Genomic DNA, 16,683 nt, shown 5'->3' on the forward strand with positions numbered 1-16,683 from the left:
AAAAAAGATAAAAATATTATAAATGAAATCATATAATTTAGACAGTTTTTATCAAATCAACGTATATAATGACATCATTTTAGATTGATTTGGATTGGAATTTTATGTCCGATTGGCCACCAAAACCACAAAATGAACCTATAATCCCTAAACAAAATGGACCGGAATGGCAAATTCTTGAGAAGGCTGTACTTGCTTCAGTAGAAGAGCAACGCCGTAGTCGTCGTTGGGGTATCTTCTTTAAAACATTAACTTTTATTTATTTACTATTCATTATTGTACTCATGGGTAAAGGCTGTTCAACCAGCAAAGAAGGCTCTGCTGTAAGTAGCAGTAGTGCTCATTTGGCAGTGGTGGATATTATTGGAACGATTGATGCTTCGAGTAATCAAGCGGTAAATAGTGAAGATACGAATAAAGCGCTTAAACGTGCTTTTGAAGCCTCAAATAGTAAGGCTGTTGCACTTAACATTAACTCACCTGGCGGTTCTCCAGTTCAGTCTGATGAAATCTGGCAGGAAATTCGTTATTTGAAAAAACAGCACCCTGATAAGAAAGTTTATGCCGTTATTGGTGATATGGGGGCATCGGGTGCGTACTATATCGCTTCTGCTGCGGATGAGATTATTGTCAACCCATCAAGTTTAGTGGGTTCAATTGGTGTAATCATGCCTAACTATGGCATTACTGGTTTAGCTCAGAAGCTCGGTATTGAAGACCGCACTTTAACTGCCGGAACGAATAAAGACATTTTAAGTATGACAAAACCGATTGATCCTGCTCAAAAGCAACATATTCAATCTGTTCTTGATAATGTTCATACTCACTTTATTACCGCAGTGAAAGAAGGCCGTGGTAAGCGTTTAAAATCGAATGATCCAGCTATTTTTTCTGGTCTTTTCTGGACGGGTGAACAAGCAATTCAATTAGGTGTTGCTGACCGTTCAGGTAATATTACGAGCTTGATGCGTGAACTGAAGCTTGATAATAAAGTTGACTACACGATTGAACGTAACCCATTACAATCTATTCTTGGTCGAATGGGTGCAGAAATGGGTAAAGGCTTAAGTGAGTCGATTGCTCAACGTTTAGAAACGAGTCAAAACGCCAAGCTACAATAATTTAAATCAGGATAACGGTATGTCAGTAAAACCGGTTATACACTTTGCGCATGCTAATGGTGTGCCATCTATGGTGTATCAAAAATTGTTTGATCAATTAAAAGATGAGTATGACGTAATTTATGTTCCACTCATTGGTCCTGACAAACGTTATCCTGTGACTAACCATTGGCCTGCTTTGGTTGATCAAGTTATTGATAGTATTGTGCGTCAGGCGAAAGGACGTAAAGTCATCGGATTAGGCCATTCTCTTGGTTCGGTTTTAACATTGATGGCATCTTTTCGACGTCCTGAACTGTTTTCTCAAGTCATTATGTTAGATCCGCCTCTTATTTTAGGGCGATATTCGTTTGCTTTTCATATGGCAAAGTTATTTCGCCCTAAATTGGTTGATGCGATGACACCGGCGGGCTTATCTGCACGTCGCCGTGAACATTGGGAATCCAGAGAGCAGGCAGCTGAGTTACTTCGTCCTAAAGGATTTTATAAAGATTTTGATGAAGATTGTTTTCAGGCTTATATTGATTATGCTTTGAAAGAAGATTCGGTTCGCGGTGGAGTAACTTTAACGATTTCTCGTGAAGATGAAGTTGCAATTTTCCGTAAAAATCCTTCTTGGTGGTGGCTGCCTATGCCAAAACCTAAGATGCCTGTGCATTTAGTGGTGGGTAAAGGAAGTGATTTCTTAAAAAGAGGCTTTCCTCAAATGGCAAAGCGAAAAATGGGAATCCCATTTACTGTGGTTGAAGGGGGCCATATGTTCCCTCTAGAGCATCCTATTGATACAGTAAACTCTATAAAGAAATTGATTCATCATTAATTAAATTAATTTAAAGCTTATAAAAAAAGGACATGCCAGCATGTCCTTTTTTATTTTTGTTTGTTAGTAAAATACTTTACCAACTTGCAAAACGAATAGGGTCTTTTAGAACTTGATTACGGAAATAGGCTTGCCCATCTTTCCATGTAAGTTGACCGTTACACAGCCACTCTGCAACTTGTGGGTAGATAAAGTGCTCAAGTGTGTGCACTCGATCTGCTAATGAAGCGGCAGTATCATGTTCTTTAACTGATATAGCTGATTGGGCAATAGATTGACCAGAATCCAGTTCAGCAGTTACAAAGTGTACGGTACAACCATGCAAACGATCACCTGTGTTTAAAACACGTTGATGAGTATTCACACCTTTGTAAGCTGGAAGAAGCGAGGGATGTATATTCAGCATTTTCCCTTGCCATTTGTTGACAAAGGTTGGTGTTAAGATACGCATGAAGCCAGCTAAAATAACTACATCTACTTCCCAAGCTAAGAGTTGCTGATGCATTGCCTCATCAAAAACTTCGCGCGTTGGAAAGTCTTTATGGGAGATAACAGCGGTAGCAATATTGGCTTTTTGAGCACGCTCTAGGGCATAAGCATCTGCTTTATTAGACAGTACACCTACAATTTGCCCTGATAGATTTGCATCTATCAAGGCCTGTAAATTACTGCCATTCCCAGAGACTAGAACAGCAATTTTTATCATGCAAAGATCACACGAATTTTTTCGTCTGCACCTTCCACTGACTCAGAATTTTCTTGGATATGTCCAATTTTCCAAGCTTTTTCACCTTGAGCATTAAGTACTTCAATTGTTTTTTCAGCATCATTTGCATCAACAGCAATAACCATACCTACGCCACAGTTAAACGTACGGTACATTTCAAAGCGTTCTACATTGCCTTCGCGTTGTAGAAGTTGGAACAATTCAGGCCATTCCCAAGAAGATTCATCAATAACTGCTTGTGCACCATTTGGTAATACACGAGGTAAGTTACCTGGTAAACCACCACCAGTAATGTGTGCCATAGCATGAACATCAACTTGTTTGCAGAGTTCAAGAACCGGTTTTACATAAATACGAGTTGGTTCCATTGCTACATCAGCAAGAGGACGACCATCAATTGTTTGAGTTAAATCAACGTTTTTAACGTCTAAAATTTTACGTAGTAATGAGTAACCATTCGAGTGAGCACCGCTTGATGCAACACCGATAAGTACGTCACCAGACTTTACTTTAGAGCCATCAATAATTTTGCTTTGCTCAACAACACCAACGGCAAAACCAGCAAGGTCGTAATCTTCGCCTTCGTACATGCCTGGCATTTCTGCGGTTTCACCACCTACAAGTGCGCAACCTGCAAGCTCACAACCTTTACCAATACCAGTAACAACATTTGCAGCAACGTCAACATTTAAGTGACCAGTCGCGTAATAATCAAGGAAGAATAATGGTTCTGCGCCACAAACTAAAAGGTCATTTACACACATAGCCACAAGGTCTTGGCCGATTGTGTCATGACGATTGAGATTAAGGGCCAAACGTAATTTAGTTCCTACACCATCGGTTCCAGAAACTAAAACAGGCTCTTCATAACCTTTAGGAATTTTGCATAGTGCACCAAAGCCACCAAGCCCGCCCATTACTTCAGGACGACTTGTACGTTTAGCGACTGACTTGATACGATCGACCAGTGCGTCGCCCGCTTCAATGTCGACACCCGCATCTTTGTAGCTTAAACCGGTATTTGGGGTAGAAGTTGAGTTGCTCATAAATGAAGTCTCCGCATTGGCGGCAGATTATAACCTGAATATACGAAACTCTTATGTTATTTATGCTCGAAAATGCTATCTTTAATAAAAATATTTTTTCATTTATAACGATTAAATCAAAAAAGGCTAGATTTTATGCAAGATCGTATACTGCGCCGTATTTTTTTACTCGCAGGTATTGTATTGCTGGTATGGGTGTTGTACTTACTCAAGCCTGTAGTCATTCCTTTTATCGGTGCTTTTTTCCTGGCTTATTTATTCAGTCCACTTGTTGATGTGCTGGTAAAAATGAAATTGCCTCGCTGGTTAGCAATTAGCGTGGTATTTGTTGGAATAGGTGTAACCTTAACTATTGCACTCTGGTATTTAGTTCCACTGATTTGGAAACAATTAGTTTATGCCCGAGATAGTATTCCAGCAGGTATTCACTGGATTAACGCTACCTTTTTACCTTGGGTGTCTTCGACATTTAATGTCCAGCAAATGGAAATTGACACAGAGCAGTTGTCTAAAGCTGTCATGGAATATGTCCAAACAAACTATAGCGCAGACAGCATTCAGGCAGTGTTATTAAAACTGGCTCAATCTGGTTTGAATTTTATTCAGATTGGTGGAACGGTTGTTTTAATTCCAATTATTGCTTTCTATTTCTTGCTTGATTGGGAACGTATGTTACAAAACTTACGCCGCCTCATTCCGCGTCCATATGAAGCAACTACTTTACAGATCGTTGGTGAATGCCATAGCGTTTTAGGGGCATTTGTTAAAGGTCAGTTTCTTGTCATGCTATTGCTTGGCGTAGTGTATGCAGTTGGTTTACAGCTCATCGGTTTGGAAGTTGGCCTGATTATTGGTATGGTGGCAGGGCTTGCTAGTATTATTCCTTATTTAGGTTTTGCCGTAGGTATTATTGCCGCTGTTATTGCTAGCCTGTTCCAGTTTGGCTTGGATTGGATGCATCTATTACTGGTTGGTATCGTCTTTATGATTGGCCAAGCGGTAGAAGGCTATATCCTACAGCCATTCCTACTGGGTGATAAAATTGGTTTATCTCCTGTAGCAGTTGTTTTTGCAGTATTGGCAGGTGCACAGCTTGCAGGCTTCTTGGGAATGTTAATTGCATTGCCTGTTGCTGCGGTTATTGTAGTGTTGTTGAAGCATTTAAGAGAGAATTACGAAAGAAGCTCACTTTATGCTCCACCATCTACATTAGTGATCCAACATGGCGATATTGAGCAAATTCATGTACAAACTGAAAGTACTAAGCTTGATCTTGAAGTTAAAACACAGCAAGATACAGATGAACTAAAATCTCCTAACCAGAAATAATTTCAAGGTTAATTGAATATATGCGTCAACTCCAACTGGATATAGAACCTCAACTTGATGCCCGAATCAGTGATTTTTCGGGACCGGGTTGGGGGCATGTAGTCGATGCCGTGCGTCAACTACATGCTGGTCTGGTGAGTAGGTTCTATATTTACGGTGGAGCGGGGACGGGGAAAAGTCATTTACTTTCTGCAATTTGTGATTCTTATTTAGAAATAGGCAAATCTGCTATTAAAGTATCTTTGCTTGAACTGCTTGATGCACCTATTGAGGCAATTACGTCTTTAGAACATTATGATCTTGTTGCTTTGGATGATATTGAATCGATTAGTGGTGTGCCTCACTGGCAGAAAGCTGTTTTTCATTTAATGAATAATCACGAAGGACAACTGGTATTCTCTTCGCGTGTAGCACCGATCGAATTAAAGCTTGAATTGCCAGACTTACAGTCACGACTTACACAGGCCGTTAGTGTAAAAGTGCCGAGTGGAAGTTTATATGCAGACCGCTATGCCTTGGTGACATCTGTAATGGCTAGACGTGGTATCCACTTTGATCAACAAATTGTTGATTACTTATTATTACATGGTCCTCACCAAGCATCTCTTTTACTGCAAACTGTTGCTCAGTTAGAAAAACTACTCAAAGGTGAAAAAACAAAACTTTCTAATGCGACTTTAAGACAAATTTACGCTTTGATTGATGAGTATCAACAGTAGAGTTTCTAGCTTAAGTTTGCTGTTTTGCTTAAATTAAACTCATACAATTTAAAAAATGGCTTTCCCTACATAAGTTTTTTATTTCAGAATAGTTATATTTATATCTTCTAAATTTTCTTTTAATTTTTTAATACGCCACTTTTTTGTATTTAAAAAACTTTTTTAGATCTACGAAGCTTTTTGTAATCTAGCTCAAAAATGACTCTACAGACCGACCAAAATGTCTTGAGAAATTCTACTTCCTGTGACAAAGTACGCACAAAGGATGCGATTGCAAAAGCGGAAATTTTGCAATATTGACAAAGAAAAATGAAAAAAGATGTAAGGAGATGGGTATGCTCAAACGGAGCATTGCTTTTGCTTTATTGGCTGCTGCTGGACACGCTTATTCTGCCGATATTCAAGTCACAACTACAACTGATGAAGACGTCGATAACACGGTCTGTTCATTACGTGAAGCGATACAATTTCTAAAATATCGTGCATCTTCTAATGCTGCGGAAGTTGAAAAATATGCAAACGGTTATAACGGTTGCGGAAATAAAGATGCTTCTTCAAATATTATTTTGCAGCGTGATAAAGAATATACTCTAAGTAAAAGTATAGTAATTACCGTTCCTGTAGCTATTAGTACAGCAAAAAATGACTCTACTCTGATTGAGGAAGGTGCGCCCAATTCACATAATGCAACGATTAAAATGATAGGTACGGATCAATTATTTCGTATTGATGATGGTAGCGTTGAAAAAGCCTCTTTTACAGTTTCATTTATCGATGTCAATTTAAAGGGTGCTGGCCTAAAGAGCGTAATACCTCAAGGTAACGGTGGATTGATTTATAACCATGAACAATTGGTTATTCAAAATTCTCGTTTAATGGATGGATATGCAACAAATGGTGGAGCAATTTATAACGCTGGTAATTTATCAAATACTACAAAAACAGCGGGTTCGGTAACGATTACTAACAGCTTGATTCAGAATAATAAAGCGAGTCAGGGAGGCGTTTTATATAGTGATATGCCACTTTACTATATTACTCGCTCTGTAGTGCGTGATAATGAAGTAACTGCTGCAGATGGTGCATTATTTCATGCTGAAACTAAATTTGCAGATGAAAGTACGGGCGGATATTTAACCTCTCGTATTATTGGTTTAAGTAATAGTACGATTTTTCATAATAAGGGTAGTTTTATTGCAAATGTCCGTGATGGAATGGTGATCAATAATATTACTATGATTAAAAATGTGGGAGGATTGTATTTTGATGCTCCACAAGGAAAAGCATCTGTCTCTAATAGTATTTTAGTAGGTAATACGACAAACTGTAAGGTGTCTACAACAGATAAAACGATTGTGCAGAGTAATTTAGTAACAACGGAATGTAACCGTAATGCTTCGGCAGAGTTACCAAATATTCTATACCCTGCAAGTGAAAAACTAATTGCTGGAAATACAGATGAAGGAACCTGTGATGTACCGCCAGCAGATGGATTGCTATGCCCATATTCAACACCGAGTGATAGTTTTTTAGGATTCTTTAAACCTCGAGTTTTGGATAAATATACTAGTCTTTCGCAATCATTGTTAATTAATAAAGGTCGTTTATATAGCGATGGAACTTCTGTCGGTTTGGCGAGTTGTGAAAAGCAAGATCAACGTGGAAAGAATCGAAGTGGTTATGATGAGTTATGTGATTTAGGGGCGATTGAGTTAATTATCAACCGCGATGATATCAGTACACATGGTCAAGATATTAAGTATGGAGAAATTGCCAAATTTAATATTGCCGATGTTGTAGGTGATGGAGAGTTAGTTTCTCCACAAACATGTGAAAAAATGTTTGGAAAAAGAACAGATGGTCAAGCCTGGCAGTCCGGGTGTATGAAGATTGTTCAAACCAGTACACCATCTAAAGGGACTTTATCCATTGATGCTCAGGGAAATTTAACTTATGTTCCAAATGGGAACTGGCATGGAGCAGATGTATTTAATCTATTAGTCGTTACTACTACCACACGTTTTAATGATGCTGCGGATGTTTATCTAACTGTTCCAGTTCAAATCGTGCAAGATCCACCATCAGGTATTGAAGATAAATCTGTAAGCACGGGTGGCGGGGGAAGTGTAGGTGGTGGTTTAGTTTTAGGTCTATTTGGCTTAATTGCTTTAAGACGTTTAAAGTCATAATCAAGGATGATAAAGGCTATGAAAAATTATAAAAAGGCTTTATTAGCATTAGCTGTGATTGCTGCGATGCCATTATTTGCAGATACAACGACTGGTAGAATTGATGTTACAACTTTTGACGATGAAGATGGTGACAATACGAATGCCTGCTCATTGCGTGAAGCGATAAAAACAGCTGAGTTGCGTAAATCGTATGGTGGATGTACTGTTATTGATACACGTGAAACTACTCAAAAATCGATTCAGCTTAAAGCAGGAATTTACACTCTAAATAAGGAATTAGTTCCAAATGCTAATATTGCTATTTTTGGTGCTGATCCCGTAGATTGGCAGAAAAAAAGTGTATTAACTAATGATTATCCTGCACAACTTGACTTACAAACACGTATTAATGCTCAAGGTAAATCACGCATTTTCAATACGACTACCTATAAACAGCCCTTGACCTTAAATAATGTAATTCTTGAAAATGGCGTTACAACTGGCCAGGGTGGTGCGATTTATGCTGGTGCTGATATCGCTTTGCAAAATAGCCAGATTTTATCATCTCAAGCAACAAACGGTGGAGCAATTTATTTAGCTTCACCTAATATTACTTTGTCAGTAAATCATTCATTACTTAAAGGTAATAACGCAACACAAGGTAGTGTTTTATCAATGGGGTGTTTTAGCGACACTGTCTATGCACCACGTACCATCACCCTTACATCAAATAGTATTGTGAATAATGGTAATACAGCTTCAACAAGTACATTTGAGTTCTGTGGTAAACCTACTGCGACATTATCGGTTAATACCATTGCAAAAAATATAGCGAATAGTACTAGCGGCAGTATTATTAAGTTTACTGGTGATACCAATAATCCAGCCAATACATCAAGTATTTTAAGTTCAAGTAGTAGTTTAGTACTTTTAAATAATACAATTGTTGAAAACAACGCGAATAGTACTTTCCTCTACGATAAATTGGGCGCAAAAAAGCTAAGTTTTAACGTATTGGCTTATAATACCGGAAGTTATGCCTGTAAATATCTTTTAGGTGCGGCAGCAGAGCAAAAGAGTGTAGGTCTAACGCTAGATTTCAATGCACTTGACTGGACATCAGCAACAGCAAAGTGTGATGTTCCAAAGGAATCTTTGCCAGATGGTCAGACTAATATTAATATTAGTACACAAGCATTCAGCAATTTATTAAGTCCTTTACAAGCGGCAACTGCTTATACTGGGTTCTTACCTATTTACTATCCAAAAAATATTTCTTCTAGCACAGATTTAATTGACGTTGATCAAGATAGTAAAGGAAGTTGTGCCACAATTGATCAACGTGGTTTAAACCGTTTGACAGATAGTACCTCATATTATCAGCCTGAAAGTCGTAATAGTTGTGATATTGGCTCTGTTGAGTTAATGAAGCTCACTGCAGGTGATTTAGAGGATGTTAGTAATATCTCATTAACAACTTTAATTGATACTTATCAACAAAATTATGATTTATTTGATAATTATATTAAGGACCCTAAGACGCCTTCTAACTTTATTACTTACTATAAATTACGTTTAGCTGAATTTAAGAACCTAATTGATACAACTAAAGCAAATCTTAAGTATCGTGCAATCTATCTTGATTTAAAGAACTATGATTTACCTTTACCGACTGAAGACGCTAATCATGTGCTGAAGTTCTTCAACACCACAGATTATCGTATTGCAACTGAGCCATTAGGTATTGGATCTCTTGATGATAAATATGATGCTCAACAAGTTAAAGATCTATCTGATCAGGACAAGGTATTCTGTGAGTGGAATAGTGCTTTACAGCAAATTGTTTTTTATCGCAAAGACGATACGGTGACTCAAGCTGGTACCTATGCTTATTGTAAATATACAATTACAACAGCTGATAATAAATTAAGCTCAAGCGGTCTGATAAAAGCTCGTTTTAATAATATAGAACCAGTTTCTGGTGATGGGACAATTACCTTTAAATATCTTGCAAATGAAATTATTCCATTGAATTTACTTAAATATGCTAACGATGATGGTGATGGCCCTATAAATACGCTTTTAAAGCCTAAATCACAATTTTGGGTAAATGAAGACGGTGTAGAGTTACCTATTTATTTACCAAGCAAAACTTCGAAAGATGGTATTTTTAAAGTAATTAAGGCTGATCGAGAAGGGCCATGTCCGAAAGATGACAAGGATAAAATTTGTTATGGCGGAAATATCTATATTCAGGCAAATAACGTATTTAATACTTTTAATGACTCATTAAGTTATAACGTTTATGATGCTGATGGGAAAATTTCACCTAAAGCTGGCACAATTAACCTTGTAAGTACTGCTACGACTACTGATGATACACGTGGTGGAGGCGGCGGTGGTAGCTTCGGGATTTTATCTTTAGCCTCTTTACTTGGTTTAGCAGCTTATAGACGCTACCGGAAATAAACTTAAAGAATAAAAAAGCCTCCAATTGGAGGCTTTTATAAGAAATAAAATCAAAATAATTAAGTGAATAGATGTCTTATCTTTGATAGCTGAATAAGAAGTTAGTGTTCTAAATACTTATTCATGTATTCTTCACGAATTGCTGTTCTTTCTTCACCATTCGCTTTAAGCATCCGCTCACGTAAGTCTTTTCGCTCTTGCGTACTCATTTTTTGCCATGCTTCACGCATTTTTTGTTTTTCAGCTTCAGGAAGTTGAGTAAACCAGTCCATACGTTGCTGTAAGTTTGTGCTTTGATTCGCTGGTAGCTCTTTTAAACTCTGGTAACGTTTAATGACTGCACGTTGCTCTTCTTCGGAAAGGGCATCCCATGTGTCATCGACTTGTGCATTGGCATCTTTAGAAAAAATCCAAAAGCGTTCGAAACCTGCAAAACTTGTTTGCAAGAAACTTAATGAACACAGGATAAGCGCTAATTTTTTAGCTGCCATGTTGTACTTTATCCTCACCCAACACCATTAACATCTCTAAATCTTCCACCATTTGTGGAGATAATTTAGGATTTACGATCACTTGATTTTGTGGCTTATCCACAATTTCGACTGAGTTAGGCAGAATCACAAAACCTGTAATTGCTGCGGCAAGTGCGAAACCAGTCATTTTCCAGACACTATAATAAGAGGCTGGTTTTTGTTGAATATGGTCAAGCACATGATTCATGACCACTGTTTTATTTTTATGGTGATCTGCCAAACTATCAAGTTTGGAGGTCACCTTTTTAGTGAAATCATCATGATTCATTAGAACCTCCCAAGGGATTTAAATGTGCCAAGTATTCTCTAAGTCCCTGAATTGCTCGGTGATAATGGGTTTTCACACTACCTTCGGTACAGTTCATGATCTGAGCTGTTGTATGGGTGTCAAACCCTTCCCACGCACGTAACATAAATGCCTGTTGTTGACGAACAGGTAGTTTTTCAATCGCTTCCCGAATTTCCTCTATCGTTACCGCTTGATCGAGAAAATCTGCAGGGTTAATGGCTTTTTCATCAACTACATCGATAACTTCGTCGTCGTCATTATCCAGACTAACTTTTTTGAAGAGTGAAAATGGGTTTGCTCTACGAGCTTCTTTGCGGCGCCAATCCTGAAGTTTGTTATTCAAAATAGTGTAAAACAGGGGATACCATTCTTCAGTACTTTTATCGGCATAAGATTTGTGTAAAGCAATAAATGCTTCTTGTACCAAATCCATCGCAATACCTTGTTGACCTTGGGTAGCACTCTCCATCATCACCAAAGCACGACCAGTAACATCTTGCATAAAAACTTTCAGGCGTTGCTCAGCCGTGCTGACATGAGCACTAGATGTTTCCGATCGAGACTTTTTCGGTGCTAAATCCATAGAGATGGAAAATCCTGTCATTGGACATACCCACCTTATCTTCAATATATCTCTTATATAACGTTGAAAAGAGGTGGGAGGTTGACAACAATCGGTTATTTTTTACTAGTGTAATTGATTTTTTTCACAAATATGTGCGATGTAAAATAAATTAACGTTTTATTGGCGCTGGCGGACCATCTCAAAAAAACAAATAGATCCTGCAATTGCCACGTTTAATGACTCTTGTCCACCCGGTTGAGGAATAGTCACTGATTGTGCGTGATCTAATGCATAATCACTAGCACCTTGTCCTTCATTTCCTAAAATCCACACACACGGTTTAGAAAGGTCTTTTGAGTAAAGACTGGTTGAGCGGTGAGAGCTAGTAACAAAAACCGGGATTTGAAATTTTGGAAGGATATCTGTCAGCTGGAAGTTTTCAAAACAATGTAAGCTAAAATGAGCGCCCATACCTGCTCTTAAAACTCGTGGTGACCAAAGTGATGCAGAGCCTTGTGTGCAAATGATTTGTTTAATATTTGCTGCTGCTGCTGAACGTAGAAGTGTACCTACGTTACCTGGATCCTGAATATTTTCAAGAATTAAGGTATCTACTTTATAGTCGATGGTTGATGCAGTTTTAGGTAGATCAATAATCGCTAAACAAGGTAAGCTTGTACCTAATGTGCTCAAATCTCTATATAAAACTTCGCTAATAACAAAAATATGACCTTGATGCAGTTCAATTATTTTTTTTAAATCTTCGTGTTCTAAGGCCTGTTCTGTCGTAAATAAAGAAAAAATCTTCTTTTGCTGTTGTAACCAAGCCAAACAAAGATGGGTGCCTTCAAGAACGGTTTGTTGGTGCTTTTTTCGGGCGTTACTGAGTTCGATTAATCCACGCAAATGTTTAATTTTTGCATTGTCTTTTGATTCTAAAAAAATAACCGCCATAAGAAAATATCCAACAAAAGGGCACCATCATACTATGATGCCCTAAGTAATTAAAATTATTAGTGGTAGCTTGTTACGCGTTCAACTTCATTTTTAGAACCGATAATTACAGGTACACGTTGGTGAAGTTCTGTAGGTTCAATCTCTAGAATGCGTACACGGCCAGTAGTTGATGCACCGCCTGCTTGTTCAATGAGCATACTCATTGGATTCGCTTCATACATTAAACGTAAACGACCTGCTTTTTTCGGATCTTTCAAGTCATATGGGTAAAGGAAAATACCACTACGACATAAAATACGGTGAATATCACCCACCATACATGCTACCCAGCGCATATTGAAATCTTTTTCACGAACAGATGTCTTGCCTGCGAGTAATTCATCAATATATTGTTTTACTGGTTGTTCCCAATGACGCTGGTTAGATGCATTAATAGCGAATTCTTGAGTGTCTGTTGGAACTTGGACATTCTCATTAGTAAGCAAGAAGGTTTGAGTTTCTGGATCTAAAGTAAAGAATGCTACGCCATTTCCTACAGTTAAAGCCATCATAGTTGATGGGCCATAAAGTACATAACCAGCAGCAACTTGCTGTGTGCCAGCTTGCATGAAATCGTTTGCTTGTGTTACTGCATTTTTTGCAGGCAAAATAGAGAAAATCGTACCTACACACATATTGATATCGATATTGCTTGAGCCATCTAATGGATCAAATAAAACGAGGTATTTACCATTTTCTTGTGCAGGTGTGAACTCATCAAGCTCTTCAGAAGCGAGACCGCCTACGTGCGGGTGTACTTTTAAAGCATCAATTAAATAGTCATTCGAAATCACATCAAGTTTTTTCTGTGTTTCACCCTGAACATTTTCATTGCCAGCACTACCTAAAATACCAGCCAGAGCACCTTTTTGTAATGCTTGGTCGATTGTTTTACAGGTCGTGGCAATAGTATCGATGACTTGAGCCAACTCAGGTGTTAGATTCCCTTTTTGTTGTTGTAAAAATTGGGACAAAGTGAGGTTGGACATAAAAAACGCTCCTGTGCTTCAAGCATCAAAATGAGTCAGATAAATACGTGGCATATTCTAGATGAGAATGTCACAAAATAAAAATTATCTTACTTTATTTGTGTTGGATTTATGCTTACAAGCCCCAATTAAAATGGTATGTTGATTGCATTACAAAGGATTGTATATTTTTAGGAGAATCGAAATGACAACAAAGAAGTTTGATGCGACCCCCACGGCAGGTGAACCAATCAATCTAGATGAAATTTCGAAAGAAAATGTTCAGGAAGCTTGGAAAGATTATGAGGCAAAACCTGAATATAAAGATTTTAATAAGCATGATTTGATTGAGTCCATGCAACATCCTGAAGAAGAAAAGAAATCTTCTTAAGTAATAAAAAACGCTCATATTATTATGAGCGTTTTTTTATGCATATCCCTTATTTTAATAAAGGAGGGACTGCTTCGTAATTAATCTCAACGCGGCGATTTTCTTTCCACGCTGATTCATCATGTCCCGCATTAACAGGAGCTTCTTTACCATAACTTACAGCTTCAAGTTGCTGCGGGTTTACACCATTAGTAATTAAATAGCTTTGTACAGCTTTAGCACGACGCTCACCTAAAGCCATGTTGTATTCACGTGTACCACGTTCATCTGTATGGCCTGTTAATGCAACTTTTGAATTTGCATTTGCGATAAGGAACTGAGCATGAGCTTGAAGTGTTTGGTAGTCTTCAGTAGATAAATCGCTGCTGTCATAATCAAAGTGAACAACGCGTTTAGCCAAAGCCGCTTTATTTGCTTCAGTTACACCTTTAGATGAAGCACCTGCCAAATTTTGAGCATTTAATGCAGCATCTTCACTTAAACCAGAAGTGTTTACCGTGCTTGGATTTGTACCAGTCGTGGTCGTCGCTGCAGGTTTACGGCTAGCACAGCCTGTCATTACGAGTGCTACGCTAAGAAAGGGTAGAGCTAAATATTTAATTGATTTCATGATCATCTCCGTCAATGGAATTAAAAGTTATTTTGGTGCCCAGGCTGGTTCACGTACTTCACCTTGTTCGCTTGGTAAATTCATACGGAAACGTCCATCAGTAGACATAATAGACAACAAGCCACGGTTGCCTTCACGAGTTGCGTAGACCACCATTTGCCCATTTGGTGAGAAACTTGGTGATTCATCTAAACTAGTTGGGGTAAGAATATTGGTGATGCCAGTATTAATGTCTTGAATTGCAACTTTATAACTGCTGCCACTTGGGCGATGAACAAGTGCAATCTTTTTACCATCTGCACTCAGAGTTCCACGTGCATTAAATGACCCTTTAAATGTTAAACGCTTTACTGAGCCATCAGCAAAGGTGTAACGATAAATTTGGGCAGAGCCACCACGGTCAGAAGTGAAAATAAAGGATTTTCCATCTGGTGTATAACGTGCTTCGGTATCAATTGCCGAGTCATTTGTCATACGTTTGACTTGGCGAGTTGATAAATCCATTTGATAAATTTCTGGGTTGCCATTCATAGATGCTGTAAACAGCATTGATTGGCCATCTGGTGAGAAACTTGGTGCGCCGTTTAGGCCTCTGAAACTAGTAAGAACTTCACGTGTTCCAGTTGATAAATCCTGTAAATAAATTGCTGGACGTTTAGTTTCAAAAGAAACATAAGCAATTTTTTTAGCATCTGGTGTCCATGCAGGAGACAAAATTGGATCACGAGACGATAAAACAGTCTTTGGTTGTTCACCATCCGTATCTGCAATTTGTAGTGTATAACGCTCGGCAGGTGTTGCAGGGTTTCTTAATACATATGCAATACGGCCGCTAAAGTCACCTGGAATGCCAGTAAGCGCTTGATAAATAGCATCACTTACCATATGGCCAGCTTGGCGTATGCGTGCAGCTGGTACATTTAAAAGTTCATTTAAAATGTATTGTTGCTTTTGTACATCATAAAGCTGGTAGTGAACTTCAAAACCTGTCGCTGTTTGTTTAATTTGACCCGTAACTACATATGGAATACCCGCGGCTTGCCAGTCAGAAGCTTGAATCTGATTAATTGCAGCATTGGCAGGTAAATTTTTAGATGAGCTTGTAAAGCGCCCAGAACGGTTTAAGTCTGTTTCAACAATAGGATAGAGCCCATTGTCGTTGGTAAACGGGACAATAGCAATTTTGGGTGCCTGATCTGGTGCTTTGGCAATTTCCAGATATAACTGGGCAAAAGCAGTAGTAGAAGCAATAGGACTTAAGGCAGTGATCAGTGCTAAAGATAGCAGGTGTTTGCGGCTCGTATTCATAAGTTTAAAGTCATAGCAGGTATTTTTGTGACTGTTGATTTTGTAGCATAGTTACATGCCTTAAACTATTTAAAGCATGTAACTCTTTCAAAATTATTGCGCTCTAAATGTAGAGCTAACACTTCTTGCTTCACGTCTTGCATCTGGATCTGATGGCATAGGATATGGCGCTGCGGCTTGAATTGCAGCTTTAATACTTGCGTCTAAAGCATCGTCACCGCTTGAACGCGTGATCACAATAGAGTTAACGCTTCCCGAATCGGAGAGGGTAAAACGAACACCAACTGTTTTACCACTACTGCCAGTTGGAACGTCCCAAGAGCGTCGAATTTTTTGTTCAAAATCGCGTCTAGCTGAAGAAGCAACTTTTTTAGCTTCAGCTTTCTTTTGAGCTGCTTCTTCTTGTGCTTTTTGAGCAGATGCAGCTTTGGCTTCGGCCTCAGCTTCAGCTTTACGCTTAGCATCGTCAGCAGCTTTTTGCTTGGCTTTAGCATCAGCCTCAGCTTTGCGTTTAGCATCGTCAGCAGCTTTTTGTTGCTTAGCTTTAGCATCAGCCTCAGCTTTGCGTTTAGCATCGTCAGCAGCTTTTTGTTGCTTAGCTTTAGCATCAGCCTCAGCTTT

17 protein-coding genes are annotated in these 16,683 nt (G+C 38.5%); 7 read left to right on the forward strand and 10 right to left on the reverse strand.

Features of this window, described 5'->3' with window-relative positions; genetic code table 11:
- Positions 1-104 precede the first annotated feature (104 nt).
- Positions 105-1,121: a signal peptide peptidase SppA gene (gene sppA / locus RMB06_RS01675; RefSeq protein ID WP_014207400.1), complete on the forward strand. Its 1,017-nt coding sequence runs from the start codon at positions 105-107 to the stop codon at positions 1,119-1,121.
- A gap of 19 nt (positions 1,122-1,140) precedes the next feature.
- Positions 1,141-1,941: an alpha/beta fold hydrolase gene (locus tag RMB06_RS01680; protein WP_174723065.1), complete on the forward strand. Its 801-nt coding sequence runs from the start codon at positions 1,141-1,143 to the stop codon at positions 1,939-1,941.
- 76 nt (positions 1,942-2,017) lie between these two features.
- Here the strand turns inward: RMB06_RS01680 and purN are convergent, their stop codons facing one another.
- Both purN and purM read right to left on the reverse strand, forming a co-directional pair.
- Entirely contained in the window at positions 2,018-2,647 is a 630-nt protein-coding gene (gene purN / locus RMB06_RS01685; RefSeq protein WP_016140245.1) for a phosphoribosylglycinamide formyltransferase, read from the reverse strand.
- Positions 2,644-3,714, reverse strand: coding sequence for a phosphoribosylformylglycinamidine cyclo-ligase (purM, locus tag RMB06_RS01690; RefSeq protein ID WP_032035990.1), 1,071 nt, complete (start codon positions 3,712-3,714; stop codon positions 2,644-2,646). Before purM ends, purN begins: the two co-directional genes overlap by 4 nt.
- A 135-nt stretch (positions 3,715-3,849) precedes the next feature.
- On the opposite strand from purM, the gene cxpE reads away from it, so the two are divergent.
- The 4 genes from cxpE to RMB06_RS01710 all read left to right on the forward strand — a co-directional run bounded on the left by cxpE (position 3,850) and on the right by RMB06_RS01710 (position 10,402).
- Positions 3,850-5,043, forward strand: a complete 1,194-nt coding sequence (gene cxpE / locus RMB06_RS01695; RefSeq protein ID WP_002118385.1) for a chloramphenicol efflux transporter CxpE — start codon at positions 3,850-3,852, stop codon at positions 5,041-5,043.
- A 20-nt stretch (positions 5,044-5,063) separates the two neighbouring features.
- Positions 5,064-5,762, forward strand: coding sequence for a DnaA regulatory inactivator Hda (gene hda, locus RMB06_RS01700; protein ID WP_002118656.1), 699 nt, complete (start codon positions 5,064-5,066; stop codon positions 5,760-5,762).
- A gap of 329 nt (positions 5,763-6,091) precedes the next feature.
- Positions 6,092-7,951: a rhombotarget A gene (gene rbtA / locus RMB06_RS01705; protein WP_311077977.1), complete on the forward strand. Its 1,860-nt coding sequence runs from the start codon at positions 6,092-6,094 to the stop codon at positions 7,949-7,951.
- Positions 7,952-7,969: 18 nt separating this feature from the next.
- Positions 7,970-10,402: a CSLREA domain-containing protein gene (locus RMB06_RS01710; protein WP_311077978.1), complete on the forward strand. Its 2,433-nt coding sequence runs from the start codon at positions 7,970-7,972 to the stop codon at positions 10,400-10,402.
- 101 nt (positions 10,403-10,503) lie between these two features.
- Here the strand turns inward: RMB06_RS01710 and RMB06_RS01715 are convergent, their stop codons facing one another.
- From RMB06_RS01715 to RMB06_RS01735, 5 genes are all read right to left on the reverse strand, one after another.
- Positions 10,504-10,893 carry a DUF3106 domain-containing protein gene (locus tag RMB06_RS01715; RefSeq protein WP_002118619.1) on the reverse strand — a complete coding sequence of 130 codons (390 nt, stop codon included), beginning with the start codon at positions 10,891-10,893 and terminating at the stop codon, positions 10,504-10,506.
- A complete protein-coding gene (locus RMB06_RS01720; protein WP_002118556.1) occupies positions 10,883-11,203 on the reverse strand; it encodes a hypothetical protein in 321 nt (106 codons plus the stop codon). Before RMB06_RS01720 ends, RMB06_RS01715 begins: the two co-directional genes overlap by 11 nt.
- Positions 11,193-11,807, reverse strand: coding sequence for an RNA polymerase sigma factor (locus RMB06_RS01725; protein ID WP_284085652.1), 615 nt, complete (start codon positions 11,805-11,807; stop codon positions 11,193-11,195). The genes RMB06_RS01720 and RMB06_RS01725 overlap by 11 nt, the downstream gene beginning before the upstream one ends.
- A gap of 159 nt (positions 11,808-11,966) precedes the next feature.
- On the reverse strand, positions 11,967-12,743 hold the full coding sequence (locus RMB06_RS01730; RefSeq protein WP_016140253.1) for an RNA methyltransferase: 777 nt from the start codon (positions 12,741-12,743) through the stop codon (positions 11,967-11,969).
- A gap of 59 nt (positions 12,744-12,802) precedes the next feature.
- Positions 12,803-13,774: a class 1 fructose-bisphosphatase gene (locus RMB06_RS01735; protein WP_311077983.1), complete on the reverse strand. Its 972-nt coding sequence runs from the start codon at positions 13,772-13,774 to the stop codon at positions 12,803-12,805.
- 184 nt (positions 13,775-13,958) lie between these two features.
- Between RMB06_RS01735 and RMB06_RS01740 the strand changes: the two genes are divergently transcribed.
- Positions 13,959-14,144: an NF038105 family protein gene (locus tag RMB06_RS01740; protein WP_002118730.1), complete on the forward strand. Its 186-nt coding sequence runs from the start codon at positions 13,959-13,961 to the stop codon at positions 14,142-14,144.
- Between the two features lie 49 nt (positions 14,145-14,193).
- On the opposite strand, the gene pal is transcribed toward RMB06_RS01740, so the two are convergent.
- The 3 genes from pal to tolA form a co-directional block, all read right to left on the reverse strand.
- Positions 14,194-14,754: a peptidoglycan-associated lipoprotein Pal gene (pal, locus tag RMB06_RS01745; protein ID WP_002118513.1), complete on the reverse strand. Its 561-nt coding sequence runs from the start codon at positions 14,752-14,754 to the stop codon at positions 14,194-14,196.
- 27 nt (positions 14,755-14,781) lie between these two features.
- Positions 14,782-16,062 (reverse strand): Tol-Pal system beta propeller repeat protein TolB, encoded by a 1,281-nt coding sequence (tolB, locus tag RMB06_RS01750; protein WP_002118491.1) that lies wholly within the window; start codon positions 16,060-16,062, stop codon positions 14,782-14,784.
- 93 nt (positions 16,063-16,155) lie between these two features.
- Positions 16,156-16,683 (reverse strand): cell envelope integrity protein TolA (gene tolA, locus RMB06_RS01755; RefSeq protein ID WP_311077986.1); only part of this gene is annotated, 528 nt, incomplete at its 5' end.

Origin of the sequence: Acinetobacter sp. V104_13, assembly GCF_031798995.1 — a bacterium.
GTDB classification, from domain to species: domain Bacteria; phylum Pseudomonadota; class Gammaproteobacteria; order Pseudomonadales; family Moraxellaceae; genus Acinetobacter; species Acinetobacter pittii.